This window comes from Aminobacterium sp., assembly GCF_034926885.1.
In the GTDB taxonomy this organism is placed as follows: Bacteria; Synergistota; Synergistia; order Synergistales; family Aminobacteriaceae; genus Aminobacterium.
On sequence record NZ_JAYFQR010000020.1, the window covers coordinates 68,190 to 85,771 of the forward strand.

Sequence of the window (17,582 nt, forward strand, 5' to 3'; positions counted from 1 at the left end):
TGTGTCGAAGGGGGATTATATATGACTGAGCAAGACAAAATGATTTTGGAAGTCGGCTCTGTAGATGAAGCAAAAAGGCTGGCAGCAGCTAAATTAGGGCTACATCCAGAGGATTTTCTTGTAAAAATTATTGAAGAAGAGAAAAGTTTTTTTGGTCTTCTTGGAAAAAAATTGCGTGTTGAAGTATGGCCGGAATTTCCTTTGTTAGTGTTGAAAGGGCAGGAGTTGGCCAGAAATCTGATTCAGCATATGGGACTTTCTGTAACAGTCCAAAGTGGTGACGATGATTTTCTGAATCTTTCTGGCGATGATGCTGGTATCGTTATCGGGAAATATGGAGAAACCTTAAAGGCCATGGAGTATCTTATTAATCTTATGTTGCGAGAAGAGAGTCGAGAGGGTCGCGTTAAACTTGATAGTGATGGCTATCGTCAAAGACGAGAAGCAAGCCTTCAGCGACTTGCTCTTGCAGCTGCCAGAAAGGTAGAAAAAAGGGGACGGCCTGCATATCTTGAGCCAATGTCGAGTTGGGAGCGTCGTATCATTCATTTAACATTAAAGGATTATAACAACGTAACAACTCGTTCAGTGGGAGAAGAACCCTCCCGTAAAGTAGTTGTTTGTCCTGTTGCATCGTCGAGGAACAGACGGCATTAAGTAGTATGTATCCAATTCTTTTTTCTATATATAAAATAACGGTCCACAGTTATTATGTACTGTGGACCGTTGCGTTAGTTACAGCTTTTCTTTGGACGCAGAAAAGAGCTGTCAATCAATATGGTGTAGAATCATCTAAGATGCATGTTCTATTGTTTGTTGTTGCTATAGGTATCGTTATAGGAGCATGTGTCGGTATGATCGTTCATGTAGGCCCAACAGTTATTCGTAACGATCCTCTTCGTGTTTTTCGATTTTGGGAGGGGGGTATGTCGTCTTTTTATAGCTTTTTTGGCGGCAGTTTTTTTGCTCTCGCGTATATATTCTTTTTTAAATTATCATTATGGCGTGTTGCTGAGTCTGCATCTCTCCCTTCAGCAGCATTGATTGCCATAGGCCGATGGAGCTGTTTTATGAACGGATGTTGCGCTGGAATAGAGACCACTCTTCCATGGGGTACTCGTTTTCCCATAGATCCGCAGCAACTGACTCGTCACCCAACCCAACTTTATTATTCTTTTGGGGCTCTTCTTATTTTAATTATGTTGCAAGAAGTGGAAAAAAGAATAGGTAGAGGCGAAAGAAAATTACGAGTTGCTCTTCTTTGGCCGTTGTTTTTAATTCTTTTTGGTCTATTACGCATTCTTGTTGATCCTTTACGTATAGATTGGCTGCTTCTAGGGGAGGAAGCCTCCCATAGAGGAAGTTTGATTATGATTTTAGTTGGTAGTATATGGTTGGTAATCTCATATATAAACTTCCGAAGACTTTCTGATTAAGATTTCAGTAAAACAAACGATGTCCATTAACCGAAACTGAATAAAATAAAGGAGTACTGTAAACGGAGGTGAACTATATGAAAAATATACGAAACACAATTGCTTTTCTCGCTCTTGTTGCATTTGTTTTAGGAATGCTGGGAGCGCCTTCTTTTGCTCAAGATGTTTTTAGTGGAAATCCTGTAGCTGCAATAGCTAAAGACGCTTCCCCAGCTGTTGTTAATATTGATGTAGAGACAATGGTTACTCGTTCAGTTTCTCCATTTCCCGATGACCCCATTTTCAGACATTTCTTTGGAGAGGAATTTCAGCGTTTCTCTCGAACGATTCCTATGAAGGGGAGAGGTTCTGGTTTCATCGTTTCAGAAGAGGGGCAGATCCTAACCAATAATCATGTTGTCGAAGGTGCTGATAAAATTACAGTAACACTTTCTGATGGTCGAACTTTTTCTGCAAAAGTTCTTGGAACAGACCCTACTTTTGATTTAGCTGTTATAAAAATAGACGCAAATCATTTGCCTGTCTTAAAGCTTGGTGATTCGGATCGTTTGGATGTTGGTGAGTGGGTTGTAGCCATTGGTAACCCCTTTGGTTTGGAGCATACAGTAACAGTTGGTGTTATATCTGCAAAAAACAGGAGTATTCATGCTGGAGATGTTAACTTCGATGGTTTCTTGCAGACAGATGCCGCTATTAATCCAGGAAACAGTGGTGGACCTTTAATTAATCTTTCCGGTGAAGTTGTGGGTATTAACAGCGCCATTGTTCCGTACGCTCAGGGAATTGGCTTTGCAATCCCCATTAATATGGCTAAACAGGTAATGAACGATCTTGTAAAATATGGAAAAGTAAAACGAGGATGGCTTGGTGTGTATGTGCAGCCACTGACAAAAGAGTTTGCTTCGGCATATGGCATAAAGGAAGAAAAAGGAGCAGTAATTAGTGATGTTGTTCCTGATTCTCCTGCTGCTAAAGCTGGTTTACAGCGTGGCGATGTTATTGTTTCCGTTAACGGAAATAAAATAGAAAATCATCAGGATCTTGTCTTCAGAATTCGACAATCTATGGCAGGGGATACAGTAACGTTGAACGTTATTCGTAAAGGGAAAAAAGAAGATTTCTCTGTAAAATTAACTGAGGTATCTTCTGCGATGGAAGAAGATATTGAAGGACAATCATCGAAAAACAGTGAAATGCTACGGAAGGCCGGACTTGAAGTTAGTAATGTAACTACTCAATTACGTTCGCGTTACAATTTGCAAAAAAATGATGGCGTAGTCGTTACATCAGTTGAGCCAGGTTCTTTTTCTGCTCGAGCAGGAATTCGAGAAGGAGATTTGATTCTTGAAGTTAATGGAACTAAAGTTGATAGCGTGAATCACCTCGAAAAAGTTTTAGGCAAAAAAGATGATTCCCTTGTTCTTCTTCTGGCTCGGGGTTCTAGAACTTTCTTTGTTTCTATGAGTTTCTAAAAATTAAAGAATAGCCGCCCCAAAAAGGGCGGCTATTCTTTTTATATTCTGTAAACATGTTAAAAGGTATCGTATTCAGAAAGTGCATTCGCATCAAGATTAAAAACTAAAGTAAAAGAAGTTCCTTTTCCCAATGTCGATTGAATATCCATTTCAGCTTCATGAAGTTCGGATATACGTTGAACGAGAGAGAGCCCCAACCCATAACCGCCTCCACTACGCGCAGTATCTGCTCGCCAGAAAAGATCGCGGCATTTTTGTATGGCATATTCGTCCATTCCCTGCCCAGTATCCCATACTCTTAAAAAGGCCTTTTGCTTTTTTATGTCACTCCATGTTTCTATACCTATTGTTCCGCCTTCTGGCGTATATTTACTCGCGTTATCCAGTAAATTAGATGCAACTCGAGTCAGTAATTCAAAGCTGCCGAAGACAGGAGCAAAAGAAAATTTTTTTTCGAGATGCTGATGTCGTGTCTTTTCTATTAACGCAAACATATTTTCACACGTTTCATCTGCTACCATGAGTAAATCAACCGGTTCCATCCATTCGGGCCCCGAAAACTTAGAAAAACGAGAGAGTTCGAGAATAGATTCCACTATTTGTTGCATGTTATCTATCTGAATCATAATTTGTTCAAGTCTCTCTTTATAATATGCGGGTTCGCGAGGTGACATAAGCATGATTTCGATTTTCCCCTTAATTACCGCAAGAGGTGTACGCAACTCGTGACTTGTATCTGCTGAAAGTTGCTTGAGCTGCGTAAGGGATTCTTCGAAACGAGCTAAAAGACTATTTAAAGAATTTCTAAGTTCTATAAATTGAGGGTGATCTCCAAGATAGGGGATCACTATATGATCATTTTTTCTTTTCCTTTTTTGCAAAGTCTGACTGATTTTTCGTAAAGGGGTGTACATGCGAAGTTCAAGAAACCATAAAGCTACAAAAAATGAGAGAGCGCAACCCGCTATGATTCCGCAGAGGTAAATAAAAAAAGAAGATAAAGAAAATGAACAACTTAGTGTAGCAATAGAAAGAAGGGTAAAAAGTAAAACGGCAAAAAGGGACAATCTGAGCAGTTTCAGATTGCCCCTTTGTTGAGTCGAAACATTTGTTAAACGTAATTTGAAGGATTTTAAAAGTTTGTTAAATCGCAATGTTCGTCACTGACACCTCTAGGCATCACTTTTCTAGGCACAGTCTGGGCAACTTACTTTGTACCCGACTCCTCGCACTGTCACAACAATGGTGTCTAGTCCGTGCTCTCTCAGCTTATCTCTCAAATATTTAATATGGACGTCAACCACATTACTTGTACCGTCATATTCTTTTTGCCATACTTGAGAAATAATCTTCTCCCGAGTGAAAACCTGATTTTCATGTCTCATAAGCAATTCAAGAATGTCAAATTCACGTCTTCGTAAAGGCAGAACTACGTTATCGACTCGGCATTCCCTTGCAACTGGGTCTAAAATCATATCACCGCAGTGAAGAAGATTGTGCTGCTGATCAGAAGTTCTTCTTAACAACGTACGAACCCTTGCAAGAAGTTCTCTGAAGTCAAACGGTTTTACCAGAAAATCATCAGCCCCTTTATTGAGGCCTTCTACCTTGTCGTCCACGCTATCTTTCGCCGTGAGAATGATAATAGGAAGAGTCGCACCACTTGCTCGAAGTTTTTCCAAAACTTCGAGTCCACTTATTCCAGGAAGCATAAGATCTAAAATAATACACTCGCATTCTGGATTTTTCGCTTTTTCTAGACCTTCTTCTCCTGTATAAGCGCGTTCTACTGAATATCCATTCTCTGCAAAGCCCTCGGCGAGAACTTGGACAAGATCCTTGTTGTCTTCAACAATAAGTAAAGACATACCTATCCCCTCCCGCACCAAAATGTTTAGGTACTATTGTTAATTCTTTATTATTTAACCATATACTTGAACCCATGTCGAGTGCAGAATTAGATATTTCGTAAAATTGTGTAATTTTACTTACGGTAAAAATTGAAGAAAAAATTGTCATATAAACGACTCCATGGTACTATGTTCATGACCCATTACTAGGATATACACTAAGATGTATTTCTTGGTTTTCGGGATTTTACGCATATGAGGTGAACAGAATGCTCGAGAAAGAGACAAAACATCAGATTATTGAGGAATATCGTACCCATGCTGCAGATACAGGATCTCCCGAGGTTCAGATAGCAATGCTTACGGTGAGAATTCGAGAATTGACGGAGCATATGAAAGAGCACACAAAAGACTTCCACTCCAGAAGAGGACTTCTTAAAATGGTTGGAAGAAGACGTAAGCTTCTTCGTTACTTAAGAGAGAAAGACTTCAATAGATATAAAAACTTGATTGAACGTCTTGGACTTCGTCACTAATTTTAAGCAGACAAGTTTTTTCTTGAATTTATGTGCGGGGGCGGCTATTCGCTCTCGCACTTTTTTTGTGTGATGTGTTATTCTTATCCAGTACACTAAAGAAGAGGTTGAAAATTAGAGGAGGAACATTGTATGAAAAAAATGTTTTCAATTGAGATCGGAGGTCGAGAGATTACCTTCGAGACGGGGAATGTGGCTAAGCAAGCCAATGGCTCTATCGTAGCCAGATGTGGCGACACTGTTGTTTTGACAACAGCATGTATTTCCGACACTCCCCGTACAGGGATTGATTTTTTCCCTTTATTGGTAGATTTTGAAGAAAGATATTATTCTGCAGGAAAAATTCCTGGAGGTTTTATCAAAAGAGAAGGGCGCCCTACCGAAAATGCTATATTGAGTGCCCGCATGGTGGATCGTTCTATTCGTTCTCTTTTCGACGATGACTTACGTTATGACGTACATGTTGTTGCTACTGTCCTTTCTGTGGATCAGGTTAACCCCCCCAGTGTTCTTGCAATTAATGCAGCTTCTGCAGCCTTGATGCTCTCTGAAATTCCATGGGATGGACCTATTGGTGCTGTTCGTATCGGCTACATTAATGATCAGTTAGTTATTAATCCTCTTGAGGAGGATATGGTAAATTCCAAGCTAGATTTGCTTGTTTCTGGACATAAAGATGGAATTACTATGGTTGAGGCAGGGGCCAATGAAGTTTCAGAAGATCTGCTTGTTGATGCTCTTGATCTTGCTCATTCAGAAATAAAGAAAATTGTTGCCATGCAAGAGGAGATGCAGAGGGAGATAGGAAAGACAAAGATTGAAATCCCGGCTCCTGAAGTATTTGAAGAGATAGATGCATGGTTGCAGAGTGAGATGCAGCCTCATATTTCGGAGGCCGTTAATATTCACGCGAAGAAACCTCGGGCTGAAAAGGTCCGATTCGTTAAAACCACGGCAACAGAGCATTTTTCTGAAACATACCCTGACTCTGAATTGTATATTAGTGCTGCAGTGGATGAAATGGTCAAGAAGACAATGCGAGCTCTCATCCTGAATGATCGGCGCAGGGTCGATGGTCGTGCCATGAATGAGATTCGTCCCATTACATGCGACGTTGATGTATTGCCGCGAGTTCATGGATCTGCTCTTTTTACTCGAGGAGAAACGCAGGCTCTTGTCGTAGGAACTCTTGGTATGATGGGAGTTGACGATCAGATTCTTGATGGGTTAAAACAGGACGAGCCTAATAAACGGTTTATTCTTCACTATAACTTTCCTCCGTATTCTGTTGGAGAAGTTCGCCCCATGAGAGGACCTGGTCGTCGTGAAATTGGGCATGGAGCTTTGGCAGAAAGAGCGTTGCGTCCTATCATTCCCGAAGAAGTTGATTTCCCTTACGTTGTTCGTTTGGTTTCTGATATTTTGGAATCTAATGGTTCCAGTTCTCAGGCGTCCATTTGTGGAGGAAGCCTTGCCCTTATGAGTTCTGGCGTTCCTATAAAGAAACATGTAGCCGGAATTGCAATGGGACTTATTAAGGAAGATGACAAGGTAGAGATTCTCACAGATATTCAGGGACTTGAAGACCACTACGGAGATATGGACTTTAAAGTTGCTGGTACTAGAGAAGGTGTAACAGCTCTTCAGATGGACAATAAAGCGGGAGGAATTACGAGAGATATTTTGAAAAAAGCTCTTGAACAGGCTAAGGAAGGTCGCTTTAACATTCTCGATAAAATGGAGGCAGCAATAGCAGCTCCTTCTGAACTCTCTCCTTACGCTCCCCGCATTCATGTTACTCATGTTGATCCTGAAAAAATTCGAGATATTATCGGTCCTGGTGGCAAAGTCATACGGGGAATCACTCAGGAAACAGGCGTTAAAATTAATGTAGAAGATAGTGGCGAAGTGTACATTGCTGGAACCTCAAGCGAAGGTGTAAACAAAGCCTTGGCTATTATTAAAGGTTTAACTAAAGAGTTGGAGCCGGGCGAAATTTATCTCGGAAAGGTAACGCGGATTATGAATTTTGGTGCCTTTGTCGAGTGCTTGCCTGGAAAAGAAGGGCTATTACATGTAAGTGAAATCAGTCCTCATCGGGTAGGCAAGGTAGAGGATGTTTTCTCTGTTGGTGATTCTGTACTCGTTATGGTTAAAGAAATAGACGATATGGGGAGAACTAATCTGACTCGTAAGAAAATTTATGATCAAGAAGAACGAGCCATAGAAGAGGGGTTTGCATCTGCTCTCGAAGATGAGAAAAAAAGAGAAATTCTCATAGAAGCCAAAGCAGCAACTGCACCTCGTCCATCTGCAGGACCGCGTAGAGGTCCTCATGAAAGAAGCGATAGAGGTGGAGATAGAGATAGACGTCAGGGAGGCGGGCGCAGATGAAATCTGTTCCCGTTAAGGTAGTACGTAAGAATAGTAATGTTACATTGCCTGAATATGCTACTCCCGCTTCATCAGGAGTAGATCTTCGTGCTGCGGAATCCCTTATTCTGGAGCCTGGAGAGAGAGGAAGTGTGGGCACAGGCTTATCTATAGAACTGCCTGAAGGTTTTGAGGCCCAGATACGGCCTCGTAGCGGCCTTGCTCTCCGTTCGGGTATAACGTTACTGAACACGCCGGGTACCATAGATTCTGACTATCGCGGAGAAATACGAATCATTGTTATAAATTTGGGACAAGAACCTTTTGAAATAAAGCCAGGAGATCGGATTGCACAAATGGTCATAGCGCCTGTTGTTCAGCTTAAATGGGAAGAAAGCTCTTCTCTTTCTGATTCACAGCGTGGTGAAGGTGGTTTCGGTAGTACTGGTGTGAACTAGAAAGAGTTGACATTCTTTCTGATAGGTAGTATAAAATCGCCAATACAGGAAGTTGAATATAAGGCTATGAAGGGAAGAGTAGCTTTATCGTTGCTGGACAGAGAATAAAGGTCATTGGCTGAAAACCTTTTACAGCAGAGTAGAGTGAAGACCACCCCTGAGCCGATGGCAGGGAGCGCACCTTATTGCGCACAGAGGGCCAGCTTGTTGTATAGCTGGAACTGGAGTGGAACCGCGATTAAGCCCACATCGTCTCCAGAAGGAGAAGTGTGGGCATTATTTTTTTGAGGGAGGGGTACGTATGTTCGAACTCAAAAGTACCAGTGGAAGTGTAGTAGAAGTTGAAGACGGTAAAGTGCTGGACATCTTAAAACGCTGGGACATGAACAAAGGCGCGGTTGCTGCGAAGATCAATGGACGTCTTGTAGACCTTTCAGCTGATATTGCCGAAAGTGGACTCTTGGAATCAGTGGATGGAGCGAGTGAGGAAGGTTTGGAGATCATACGCCATTCAACAGCTCATTTAATGGCTCAAGCTTTCCAGTCTATTTTTCCTGAGACGCATTTTGGCATAGGCCCGGCAATCAAGAATGGTTTCTATTACGATATGGAACTTCCTGAACCCATATCTGAAGATGTATTGCCCAAAATAGAGAAAGAAATGAAACGGTTAACTAAACGAGCTTTCCCTATAGAACGTGAAGTTTTAAGTAAAGAAGATGCAATACGTTTTTTCGAGGAACGAGGAGAAAAGTATAAAGTTGAGCTTATCAAAGAAATTGAAGACTCTACTGTAAGCTTATATAAACAGGGAGATTATGTAGATCTTTGCCGAGGGCCCCATGTCCCTAATACATCATGGATAAAATACTTCAAACTTCTTTCCGTAGCGGGAGCCTATTGGAGAGGCAGCGAGAAAAATATTATGTTAACCCGTGTCTACGGAACAGCCTTTGCAGATGAAGAATCGCTCAAGCAATATATAACGATGCTTGAAGAGGCTAAGAATAGAGATCACCGTAAAATAGGAAAAGAACTTGATCTTTTTAGTCTACAGCCGGAAGGCCCTGGCTTCCCATTTTTCCATCCTAAAGGGATGGTCATATTGAACAAACTGACCGAATTCTGGCGACAAGTGCACGAGAAAAATGGCTATTGTGAAATACGTACGCCTCTTATTCTTGACCGTAGTTTGTGGATTCGTTCCGGACATTGGGATCACTATCGCGATAATATGTACTTTACAGAGATAGATGAAATGCCTTTTGCCATTAAACCCATGAATTGTCCTGGCGGTATACTTGTGTATAAGAGTCAGATTCGAAGCTATAGAGATTTACCTCTTCGTATGGCTGAGTTGGGAACTGTTCATAGACATGAACGTTCTGGAGTACTTCATGGCTTAATGAGAGTCCGGTGCTTTACCCAGGACGATGCCCATCTTTATTGCACTCCTGAACAGGTGAAAGATGAAATCAAGGGGATTATGCGTCTTTGCCAGTATATTTATAGAGATGTTTTTGGTTTTAAATATACAATGGAACTTTCAACACGTCCTGAAGATTCTATGGGCTCGGAAGAGCAATGGAATATAGCTGAAAGGGCGTTGAAAGAAGCCTTGGAAGAAACCAATATGGAATATCGCGTTAATCCTGGTGACGGTGCATTTTACGGACCTAAAATTGATTTTCACCTTGAGGATTGCATAGGCCGAACATGGCAGTGTGGCACCATACAATTGGATTTCCAGATGCCTGAGAAATTTGACCTTTCATACGTAGGTGCAGATGGGAAAGAACATAGGCCGGTTATGCTTCATAGAACAATTTTAGGAAGTTTGGAGCGTTTCTTTGGCATTCTTATAGAGCAATTTGCAGGAGCATTCCCATACTGGCTAGCACCAATTCAAGTCCGTTTGCTTCCTATTTCAGAAGACTTCTTTGAGTATGCCAACGAAGTAAAAACCGAGTTGGCCACCCACGGAGTTAGAGTGGAAATTGATTGCCGAGATGAAAAACTGGGCAAGAAAATTCGGGATGCTCAGATTCAGAAGATTCCTTATATGGTTGTATTAGGAGAAAAGGAAGCTTCTAGCAAGCAGGTTGCTCCTCGAGATCGTAGCAAGGGAGACCTTGGCGCCATGTCAATAAATGATTTTGTAAAAGTTTTGGAAGAAGAGTTTAATCCGCTTATATGCAAGTAGTAATTGCCATATTTTTATAGCTGTGATATAGTTTCTAAGTTCAAGTAGAGGACCGCCCTCTCACCTGACGACGCATAAAGTTGTTGTCTGGTTGATGTAGAAAAACTCGAAGAGAGTTTTTGTTTGTCTGTATGAGGGCCGGTGATATTCATCGGCCCTTTTTTATATTTAAACATGGAGGTGAAGGGTTATAGCCAAAAGAGAAGAAGGGGAACCCCGCGTCAATGAGGAAATTACTGTAAGTGAAGTATTGCTAATTGACGAAAACGGAGTCAAAGTTGGTATAACCAAAATAGAGGAAGCTTTGAAATCAGCTGAAGAGCGAGCTCTTGATCTTGTTGAGGTAGCTCCTCAGGCAAGAGTGCCTGTTTGCCGTATTATGGATTACGGTAAATATCGTTATCAGTTGCAAAAGAAAGAAAAGGATGCACGAAAGAAACAAAAGGGTCAGACATTAAAAGAAATGAAGATGCGTCCTAAAATTGATGAGCATGATTATAACTTCAAGGTAAAGGCAATTATAAATTTCCTGAAGGCTGGACATCGTGTAAAGGTGTCAGTGTTTTTTAGAGGCCGCGAGATGGCTTTCCTTGATAAAGGACGAGAAGTTATTGGGAGAGTTGTTCGTGATGTCGAAGCCGTAGGCAAAAGTGAGGGAGAACCTCGCATGGAAGGCCGTTATATGCGAATTATGCTCACACCTCTTAGTCCCACAAAAACAACAGGTAAACAGAATCAAAAGGATGTTGAACAGTCAAAGTAGCATTCTTACTGCACATCCCTTTTGTTGAAGTATGAATATATTTGCAGGAAGGGAGGGTATTGCAATGCCTAAATTGAAATCTCATTCTGGAGCCAAAAAAAGGTTCTCTTCCACAGGTACAGGGAAGTTTAGTTACAGAAAAAATGGAAGGGGACATCTTTTGACAGGAAAAAGTCAGAGTCGTCTTCGTCGTCTTAAAAAGTCTGGATGTGTATCAAAAGCTAGATCTGAAGATTTGAAAAAGCTACTTCCCTATGCTTAGGGTGAAGTTTTCTTCATAAGCTTGAGAAAATTAATATTGAAAGAGGTGACATGCTATGCCTCGTGTTAAGGGTGGTAGCATTAGTAATAAAAAAAGAAAGAAACTTTTTTCTATTACCAAAGGTTATTGGGGTAGAAAAAAGAATGTTTACAGAAGAGCTAGAGAGGCTTTTCTTAAATCTCTTTCCCGTGCTTACGATGACCGCAAGTTAAAGAAAAGAGATTTCCGGCGTTTGTGGATTACCCGTATAAATGCAGCAGCACGGGCTCAGGGAATGAGTTACAGTGCATTGATTGATGGGCTTAAGAAATCTGGAATAAGCATTAATAGAAAAATGCTTTCTGAACTGGCCATTAACGATATGCCGGCCTTTGTCAAGTTGGTTGAAAAAGCCCGTAATGCGTTAGGACAATAATTTTGAAAACATATAGTTCTCTCAAAGTAGAGAGGACCATCGTAGGGGGGTTCCTATCGCTTATAGTGGTAGGAACCTTCCTTATATGGTCATTTAATTTTGCGGCAGGTCAACCTCTTTCATGGGTCGATTCTTTCTTTACTGCCACTTCAGCGCTCTGCGTAACGGGACTTTCTGTTGTTGATACAGGTAAAGATTTGTGCTTGATGTCCCAAGGGGTAGTTCTGGCTCTTATCCAGCTGGGTGGGCTTGGTGTTATGACGGCGACAACTACGCTGTTGCTGCTGTTGCGTCAAAAAATAGGAATACGTCAACGTCTTCTTTTCGCAGGAGGACTGGGGCTCGATACTCCTGCGGGAGCTGTTCGTCTTCTTATGCGTATTCTTAAAATGACTGTTATTATTGAGGGAATAGGGATGGTGCCTTTGTTTATTGCCTTTGTTCGAGACTTTCCCCCCTTAAAAGCGTTGTATTTGGCTTTATTTCATAGTATAAGTGCTTTTTGTAATGCTGGTTTTTCCCCTTTTTCTACAAGTTTAGAGGGGTATGCTTCTACTTTTTGGGTTCCTGCAACTATTATGGCTCTTATCGTTTCTGGTGGAGCCGGTTTCTTGGTCCTTTCCGGTATTGGCCGATACGTACTTCGACGAGATACTCTTTCTCCTCATTGTAAACTTGTAATAAAGGTAACGGCCAGTCTCATTGGGGGAGGTTTACTTCTTTTCCTTATTTCAGATTGGAATGGAGCCTTTAAAGACCTTCCGCCTGTTTTGAAGGTATGGAACGCCCTTTTCCAGAGTGTGACGCCCCGTACAGCTGGTTTCGATACAATACAGACGTCTCGGTTTTCAGCGTTAGGCATCTTTATTACATGTTTGCTTATGATTATTGGTGCTTCTCCTGGTTCTACAGGTGGTGGAATTAAAACGACAACTTTTGCCCTGTTGATTCTCTCTACGTTTTCTGAAATGAAGGGGAGGGGGCGTATCGTCTTTGCTAATAGAAATATTCCTTTTGATAATGTGCGTCGTGCACTTTCTATGACGCTTCTTTATGTAAGTACTGTTCTTTTTTGTATAGTGTTATTATCTTTCACAGAAGAGCTTCCTTTTCGAGCCTTAATTTTTGAGGCTTTTTCGGCAATGGGTACGGTGGGGCTGTCTTTGGGCATTACTTCGTCTCTTTCATCGGCAGGTAAGATTATCATGATTTTGTTGATGTTTTGGGGGCGTGTTGGTATTTTAACATTCATGTATGGAATGATTAGTCGTGAAACACGGGATAATGTGAATTATGCTACGACGAATATTCCCGTAGGCTAGGGGGCTTTTTAAATGGCTGAGAAACGAAAGATGATTCTTATAGTTGGTTTAGGACGTTTCGGACTTTCATTATGCGAAAAACTAGCAGCGATGAATCAGTATGTTGTAGGCGTTGATGCAGATGCTACAAAAGTTGAAGAGGTAGCTGAAATTATAGACTTGGCAGCCCAGCTTGATGCCACAGATGAAGATGCTCTTATAAAAGTCGGAGCGAAAGAGGCAGACATAGCAGTTGTTACTATTGGTGAAAATATTGAAGCAAGTATCTTAGCAACGACTATAATAAAGGGGTTTAACATCCCTTTAGTCGTCGCGAGGGCACAAACGGCCCTTCATGCAAGGGTTTTATCTCGCGTTGGTGCACATCGGGTTATCTTCCCTGAAAGAGACATGGGGCAGAGAGTTGCAGAGCAATTTGTTCATCCATGGCTTTCAAGTTTTTCGCAGCTCCCTGGGGGAGATTATCTCGTAGGTGAAATTTCGCCTTTATCAGAGATGGTAGGGAAAACCCTTGTAGAACTTGATTTTCGAAAAAAATATAATGCTATGGTCTTGCTTTTCGATAGAAAAGGTTCAAGATTTTTACCATCGGCAGATACAGTTATCAATAAAGATGATCGCCTTCTTATTGCTGGTAAAAAGAACGATTTAGACACTCTTTTAGAAGCTATAGATGAAGAGCGCGAAAGGGAGGGTAATGGAGCGTGAGTGAAGTTCACAATAACATAGAAAGTTGTCGTACAGAATTTTTAGCTAAGCTTGATAACATTTGTTCTGTAGACGAAATACAGGAACTGAAAGTACAGTTCCTTGGCAAAAAAGGTAAAGTAACGTCTCTTCTGAAGATGTTGGGTTCACTCCCTTCTGAGAAAAGGCCTGAAATAGGGCAGTTGGTTAACCAGCTGCGGGATGATATAGAAAATCAGCTTTTGTCCCGTAAAAGATTTTTTGAAGAGCAAGAGTGGATAGCTGAAGAGCAGAAAGAAATGATCGACGTTACTCTTCCGTCTCGTGGCAGAAATTGGGGAGCCTTTCATCCTGTAACTCAGGTTACGATGGATGTTATAAAAATTTTAACAGGCTTAGGGTTTTCTGTTGCTTTAGGTCCTGAAATAGAAGACGATTTCCATAATTTTGAAGCTCTTAATATTCCGTCTTTCCACCCAGCACGAGATATGCAGGATACGTTCTATTTTGACGAAAAACATTTGCTTAGAACGCATACATCTCCAGTTCAGGTTCGCTCTATGCTCAAATATGGAGCACCATTGAGAATTGTATGCCCAGGAAAGGTCTATAGACGTGACAGTGATCCTACTCATTCCCCCATGTTCCATCAATTGGAGGGCTTGTTGGTTGACAAGGATATTGCTGTCGCTGATTTGAAGGGATGCCTTGAAGTATTAGTTAATAGTATCTTTGGCCGTCCTTTGAAAACACGTTATCGTGCGAGTTATTTCCCCTTTACTGAACCTTCTTTGGAGCTTGATGTCGAATGTGTTGAGTGTTCAGGCAAAAATCCCCATTGTCGTATATGTAAAGGGACTGGCTGGTTAGAAATAGGCGGGTTGGGGATGATTCATCCCAACGTACTGAAGGCTGGAGGCATAGATCCCCATGTTTACAATGGTTTTGCGTGGGGAATGGGGTTAGATCGACTTGCTCTATTGAAATATAAGCTGACTGACCTTCGTGTTCTTTTTGAAGGGAATGTTCCCTATCTTCTTTCGGGGAGTGGCAAATCATGTTAATGTCGTGGAATTGGTTAAATAGTCTCGTCTCTATTCCGGCATCTCTTGAAGAAGTAGCAGAAAAGCTGACTCTTACAGGGTGTGAAGTAGAGGGAATAACGCGTCCATGTGAAAAGTTGTCTGGTGTTTATGTCGCGCGAATCGATTCACTAGAACAGCATCCTCATAAAGATTCTCTTTGGGTTGCATCTCTTAATTATGGCAAAGAGAAGGCTATATGCGTTACAGCTGCAACCAATTTGAAAGCGGGAGATATTGTCCCCTATGCTCCACCTGAAGCAATTCTTTTTGATGGAACAGTCCTTGGTAAAAAGGATTTTGAAGGAATTATGAGCGAAGGGATGATGCTTTCTGCTGATGAAATAGGTCTTCCTGACATCGCTGATGAGTATGGAATTTTACGTCTTCCTGCAGATGCTCCTGTTGGGCAGGATGTAAAGAAATACTTACGTTTAGATGATGCTGTTCTTGACATTTCTATTACGCCGAACAGAGGCGATTTGTTGAGTGCACTTGGTATAGCTCGCGAGATATATGCTCTTTTCCCAGATGCTGTCGGCAGAAAAAATTTAAAGAATCGCCCAGAAGAAGGAAATGTTTGGCCCGTAGATTTCAGAAATATTTCTTTGGAAGATGAAGGGTGCCAGCGTTATTTATTAGGGCTTGCAACTGATGTAAAAATTCAGCCTTCGCCTTTGCCTGTGCGTATTTTATTGTCTCTTATGGGGATGCGTCCGATTTCAAATATAGTTGATGCAACTAACTTGACCATGCTTTTGATGGGGCAGCCTCTCCATGCCTTTGACCTTGATAGACTACCTGATCGTGAAATTACTGTTCGTTCCGCAAAACAAGGGGAAAAAATGGTGACGCTTGACAGCAAGGAAAGGCTTCTTGATCCTTTGGATATACTTATTACAAGTAAGGGGACTCCTATCGCACTGGCTGGTGTAATGGGTGGAGAAAATACCGAAATATGCGAGACCACAAAGAATGTTGTTATAGAGAGTGCTAATTTTGATGCTGTTCGTGTTAGCAGAACATCGCGTCGTTTAGGTTTAAACAGTGAAGCTTCTTTTAGATACGCACGGGGAGTAGATCCTGAATTAGTCTATCCTGCAATGGCTTTTGTTCTTGGTTTACTGCAAGAATGGGGAGTTGCAACAGTAGATTGGAATGTTTTAGAGGCAACATCTGGAACTCTTGCCCAAAAAGAAGTGCGTTTGACAAAGGAAAAGCTTCAAAGAATATTGTTATGGGATGATCTGGACGAAGCTTCAAACATCTTGGGACGTCTTGGAATATATGAATTAACACAAAAGAAAGAATCTTCAACCCGATGGTTTAAGATCCCTTCCTATAGACCAGATATCGATATTGAAGAAGACATTGTGGAAGAAGTTGCGCGAATACGGGGATATAATGACATGCCGAGTCGCCTTCCTCAAAAAATGAGCCACGCCGGAACTGTTGGAGAATGGACTGAACTACAGGCTGACCTACGCCAGCTTGCTTTAGCAAGAGGGTATGTTGAGGTTATAACTTACTCTTTCCTTCCTCCTTCCTTTGTCAATCTTTTACGGCTCTCTGAAGACGATGAGCGGGCTCATCCTTTTGTACTTTCAAACCCCTTGAGCGTAGACCTTTCGGCAATGCGAACATTGATGTTGCCTGGTTTGTTGAATGCTCTTGCGTCTTCTTTACGTTCAGGATGGAGAGATGCTATTCGTATCTTTGAGTTGGGAAGAGTATTTATACGAGATTCAGAGTCTGAAAGTGGAGTGCGCGAGATTGAAAAAATGGCAGGTCTTGTCTATCCAGGTCGCGATACTCGAAATATATACAAAGAAAGTCTCATTGAAGATTTTATGTCTGTAAAAAGCGATTTAGAAGCAATTCTCCAGAGTAGAGGAGCGCACTGTACCTTTATGACTAGCACAGAACCTTTTGCTCATTCTGGCCAGAGCGCGGATATATACATGGAAGATAAAAAAATAGGGTATTTTGTACGCCTTAAACCCTCTCTTGAAAAAGAACTTGATATGGGGGCTCCTTTGTTCGCTTTTGAGTTATCTCTGGAACCTCTCATCAAAGAAAATATGCCTTCGTTCAAGGAGAATTCGCCGTATCCAGGTGTAAATAGAGATATTTCTTTGTTAGTTGCTATTAACAAAAATGCAGAGATTGTTGAGGAAGAACTACGCAGCGCAGCGGGTTCTTTGCTATGGAATATTCGCCTTTTTGATGTTTACACCGGAAAGGGTGTTCCCGAGGGATCCCGTAGTCTTGCGTTTTCACTTACATATAGGGATGCTCATCGAACACTTAGTGATGAAGAGGTTGATACAGTCCACAATAAAGTACGGGAAGAAATGGCTGCGAAAGGATATGTCCTTCGCTAAATTCTGGTAAATACTGAGATGGAGGCGATGCTATGGTGACTCTTAATTCTATTGAGCAGTTGGCAAATAGGTTGGCCGAATTGTTGACACGGTTGAAGAACGAGAACGACCAACTTAAAAGAGATAACCAATCTCTTCGAAATAAAGTCTCCGAGAAAGATTTGGAACACATCAGAGAGATCAAAGAATTACAGCGGACAGTTGAGCGATTAGAGCGCGAAAAGATGACATTGCAGAAAGATAAGACACAACTGGACAGTCAGATCAAGAACGTTTACGATAAACTTAACGCCCTTCTGCCTGAAGAGGCAGAAAGTGGACGTAATTCCTAATAAA

Annotated in this window: 17 protein-coding genes and 1 other annotated feature; of the genes, 15 read left to right on the top strand and 2 right to left on the bottom strand. The window is 41.5% G+C overall.

The features are described 5' to 3' along the window. The first annotated feature begins 21 nt into the window (after positions 1 to 21). The 3 genes from jag (at position 22) to VB083_RS09350 (ending at position 2,908) form a co-directional block, all read left to right on the top strand. Positions 22 to 657 (top strand): RNA-binding cell elongation regulator Jag/EloR, encoded by a 636-nt coding sequence (gene jag / locus VB083_RS09340; protein WP_213689989.1) that lies wholly within the window; start codon positions 22 to 24, stop codon positions 655 to 657. A gap of 5 nt (positions 658 to 662) precedes the next feature. Next, on the top strand, positions 663 to 1,436 hold the full coding sequence (locus tag VB083_RS09345) for a prolipoprotein diacylglyceryl transferase (RefSeq protein WP_213701783.1): 774 nt from the start codon (positions 663 to 665) through the stop codon (positions 1,434 to 1,436). Between the two features lie 77 nt (positions 1,437 to 1,513). Then, complete coding sequence (locus VB083_RS09350) at positions 1,514 to 2,908, top strand: DegQ family serine endoprotease (protein WP_213689987.1); 1,395 nt, start codon at positions 1,514 to 1,516, stop codon at positions 2,906 to 2,908. A gap of 59 nt (positions 2,909 to 2,967) precedes the next feature. Here VB083_RS09350 and VB083_RS09355 read toward each other — a convergent pair whose 3' ends face one another. Beyond that, positions 2,968 to 4,065, bottom strand: coding sequence for a sensor histidine kinase (locus VB083_RS09355; RefSeq protein WP_213695769.1), 1,098 nt, complete (start codon positions 4,063 to 4,065; stop codon positions 2,968 to 2,970). 33 nt (positions 4,066 to 4,098) lie between these two features. Continuing rightward, positions 4,099 to 4,779, bottom strand: coding sequence for a response regulator transcription factor (locus VB083_RS09360; RefSeq protein WP_213689985.1), 681 nt, complete (start codon positions 4,777 to 4,779; stop codon positions 4,099 to 4,101). Between the two features lie 251 nt (positions 4,780 to 5,030). Between VB083_RS09360 and rpsO the strand changes: the two genes are divergently transcribed. The 12 genes from rpsO to VB083_RS09420 all read left to right on the top strand — a co-directional run bounded on the left by rpsO (position 5,031) and on the right by VB083_RS09420 (position 17,578). Continuing rightward, the gene (gene rpsO / locus VB083_RS09365) at positions 5,031 to 5,297 is read left to right on the top strand and encodes a 30S ribosomal protein S15 (protein WP_213689984.1); all 267 of its coding nucleotides are present in this window, start codon (positions 5,031 to 5,033) and stop codon (positions 5,295 to 5,297) included. Positions 5,298 to 5,429: 132 nt separating this feature from the next. After that, positions 5,430 to 7,691: a polyribonucleotide nucleotidyltransferase gene (locus VB083_RS09370; protein WP_213689983.1), complete on the top strand. Its 2,262-nt coding sequence runs from the start codon at positions 5,430 to 5,432 to the stop codon at positions 7,689 to 7,691. Continuing rightward, entirely contained in the window at positions 7,688 to 8,128 is a 441-nt protein-coding gene (gene dut, locus VB083_RS09375) for a dUTP diphosphatase (protein WP_213689982.1), read from the top strand. Before VB083_RS09370 ends, dut begins: the two co-directional genes overlap by 4 nt. Before the next feature lie 301 nt (positions 8,129 to 8,429). Continuing rightward, positions 8,430 to 10,331 (top strand): threonine--tRNA ligase, encoded by a 1,902-nt coding sequence (thrS, locus tag VB083_RS09380; protein WP_213689981.1) that lies wholly within the window; start codon positions 8,430 to 8,432, stop codon positions 10,329 to 10,331. A 36-nt stretch (positions 10,332 to 10,367) separates the two neighbouring features. Then, positions 10,368 to 10,501: a sequence feature (ribosomal protein L20 leader region), on the top strand. 20 nt (positions 10,502 to 10,521) lie between these two features. Beyond that, on the top strand, positions 10,522 to 11,094 hold the full coding sequence (gene infC / locus VB083_RS09385) for a translation initiation factor IF-3 (RefSeq protein ID WP_213695981.1): 573 nt from the start codon (positions 10,522 to 10,524) through the stop codon (positions 11,092 to 11,094). Positions 11,095 to 11,158: 64 nt separating this feature from the next. Continuing rightward, entirely contained in the window at positions 11,159 to 11,356 is a 198-nt protein-coding gene (rpmI, locus tag VB083_RS09390; protein WP_213689980.1) for a 50S ribosomal protein L35, read from the top strand. Between the two features lie 55 nt (positions 11,357 to 11,411). Then, a complete protein-coding gene (rplT, locus tag VB083_RS09395; RefSeq protein ID WP_213689979.1) occupies positions 11,412 to 11,771 on the top strand; it encodes a 50S ribosomal protein L20 in 360 nt (119 codons plus the stop codon). A 2-nt stretch (positions 11,772 to 11,773) separates the two neighbouring features. Further along, positions 11,774 to 13,093 (top strand): TrkH family potassium uptake protein, encoded by a 1,320-nt coding sequence (locus tag VB083_RS09400; RefSeq protein ID WP_213689978.1) that lies wholly within the window; start codon positions 11,774 to 11,776, stop codon positions 13,091 to 13,093. A 12-nt stretch (positions 13,094 to 13,105) separates the two neighbouring features. Further along, positions 13,106 to 13,801 carry a potassium channel family protein gene (locus tag VB083_RS09405; protein ID WP_213689977.1) on the top strand — a complete coding sequence of 232 codons (696 nt, stop codon included), beginning with the start codon at positions 13,106 to 13,108 and terminating at the stop codon, positions 13,799 to 13,801. Beyond that, positions 13,798 to 14,844: a phenylalanine--tRNA ligase subunit alpha gene (pheS, locus tag VB083_RS09410; RefSeq protein ID WP_213689976.1), complete on the top strand. Its 1,047-nt coding sequence runs from the start codon at positions 13,798 to 13,800 to the stop codon at positions 14,842 to 14,844. The genes VB083_RS09405 and pheS overlap by 4 nt, the downstream gene beginning before the upstream one ends. Continuing rightward, positions 14,838 to 17,246, top strand: a complete 2,409-nt coding sequence (pheT, locus tag VB083_RS09415) for a phenylalanine--tRNA ligase subunit beta (protein WP_213695979.1) — start codon at positions 14,838 to 14,840, stop codon at positions 17,244 to 17,246. The genes pheS and pheT overlap by 7 nt, the downstream gene beginning before the upstream one ends. A gap of 32 nt (positions 17,247 to 17,278) precedes the next feature. After that, positions 17,279 to 17,578, top strand: a complete 300-nt coding sequence (locus VB083_RS09420; protein WP_213692168.1) for a hypothetical protein — start codon at positions 17,279 to 17,281, stop codon at positions 17,576 to 17,578. Positions 17,579 to 17,582: the final 4 nt, after the last annotated feature.

Excerpts from the sequence above, each read along its gene's own strand:
- VB083_RS09350 (WP_213689987.1), top strand. The coding sequence starts at position 1,514 with ATGAAAAATATACGAAACACAATTGCTTTTCTCGCTCTTGTTGCATTT.
- thrS (WP_213689981.1), top strand. The coding sequence starts at position 8,430 with ATGTTCGAACTCAAAAGTACCAGTGGAAGTGTAGTAGAAGTTGAAGAC.
- VB083_RS09420 (WP_213692168.1), top strand. The coding sequence starts at position 17,279 with ATGGTGACTCTTAATTCTATTGAGCAGTTGGCAAATAGGTTGGCCGAA.
- rpsO (WP_213689984.1), top strand. The coding sequence starts at position 5,031 with ATGCTCGAGAAAGAGACAAAACATCAGATTATTGAGGAATATCGTACC.
- rpmI (WP_213689980.1), top strand. The coding sequence starts at position 11,159 with ATGCCTAAATTGAAATCTCATTCTGGAGCCAAAAAAAGGTTCTCTTCC.
- dut (WP_213689982.1), top strand. The coding sequence starts at position 7,688 with ATGAAATCTGTTCCCGTTAAGGTAGTACGTAAGAATAGTAATGTTACA.
- jag (WP_213689989.1), top strand. The coding sequence starts at position 22 with ATGACTGAGCAAGACAAAATGATTTTGGAAGTCGGCTCTGTAGATGAA.
- VB083_RS09405 (WP_213689977.1), top strand. The coding sequence starts at position 13,106 with ATGGCTGAGAAACGAAAGATGATTCTTATAGTTGGTTTAGGACGTTTC.
- VB083_RS09345 (WP_213701783.1), top strand. The coding sequence starts at position 663 with ATGTATCCAATTCTTTTTTCTATATATAAAATAACGGTCCACAGTTAT.
- pheT (WP_213695979.1), top strand. The coding sequence starts at position 14,838 with ATGTTAATGTCGTGGAATTGGTTAAATAGTCTCGTCTCTATTCCGGCA.
- VB083_RS09360 (WP_213689985.1), bottom strand. The coding sequence starts at position 4,779 with ATGTCTTTACTTATTGTTGAAGACAACAAGGATCTTGTCCAAGTTCTC.
- rplT (WP_213689979.1), top strand. The coding sequence starts at position 11,412 with ATGCCTCGTGTTAAGGGTGGTAGCATTAGTAATAAAAAAAGAAAGAAA.
- VB083_RS09370 (WP_213689983.1), top strand. The coding sequence starts at position 5,430 with ATGAAAAAAATGTTTTCAATTGAGATCGGAGGTCGAGAGATTACCTTC.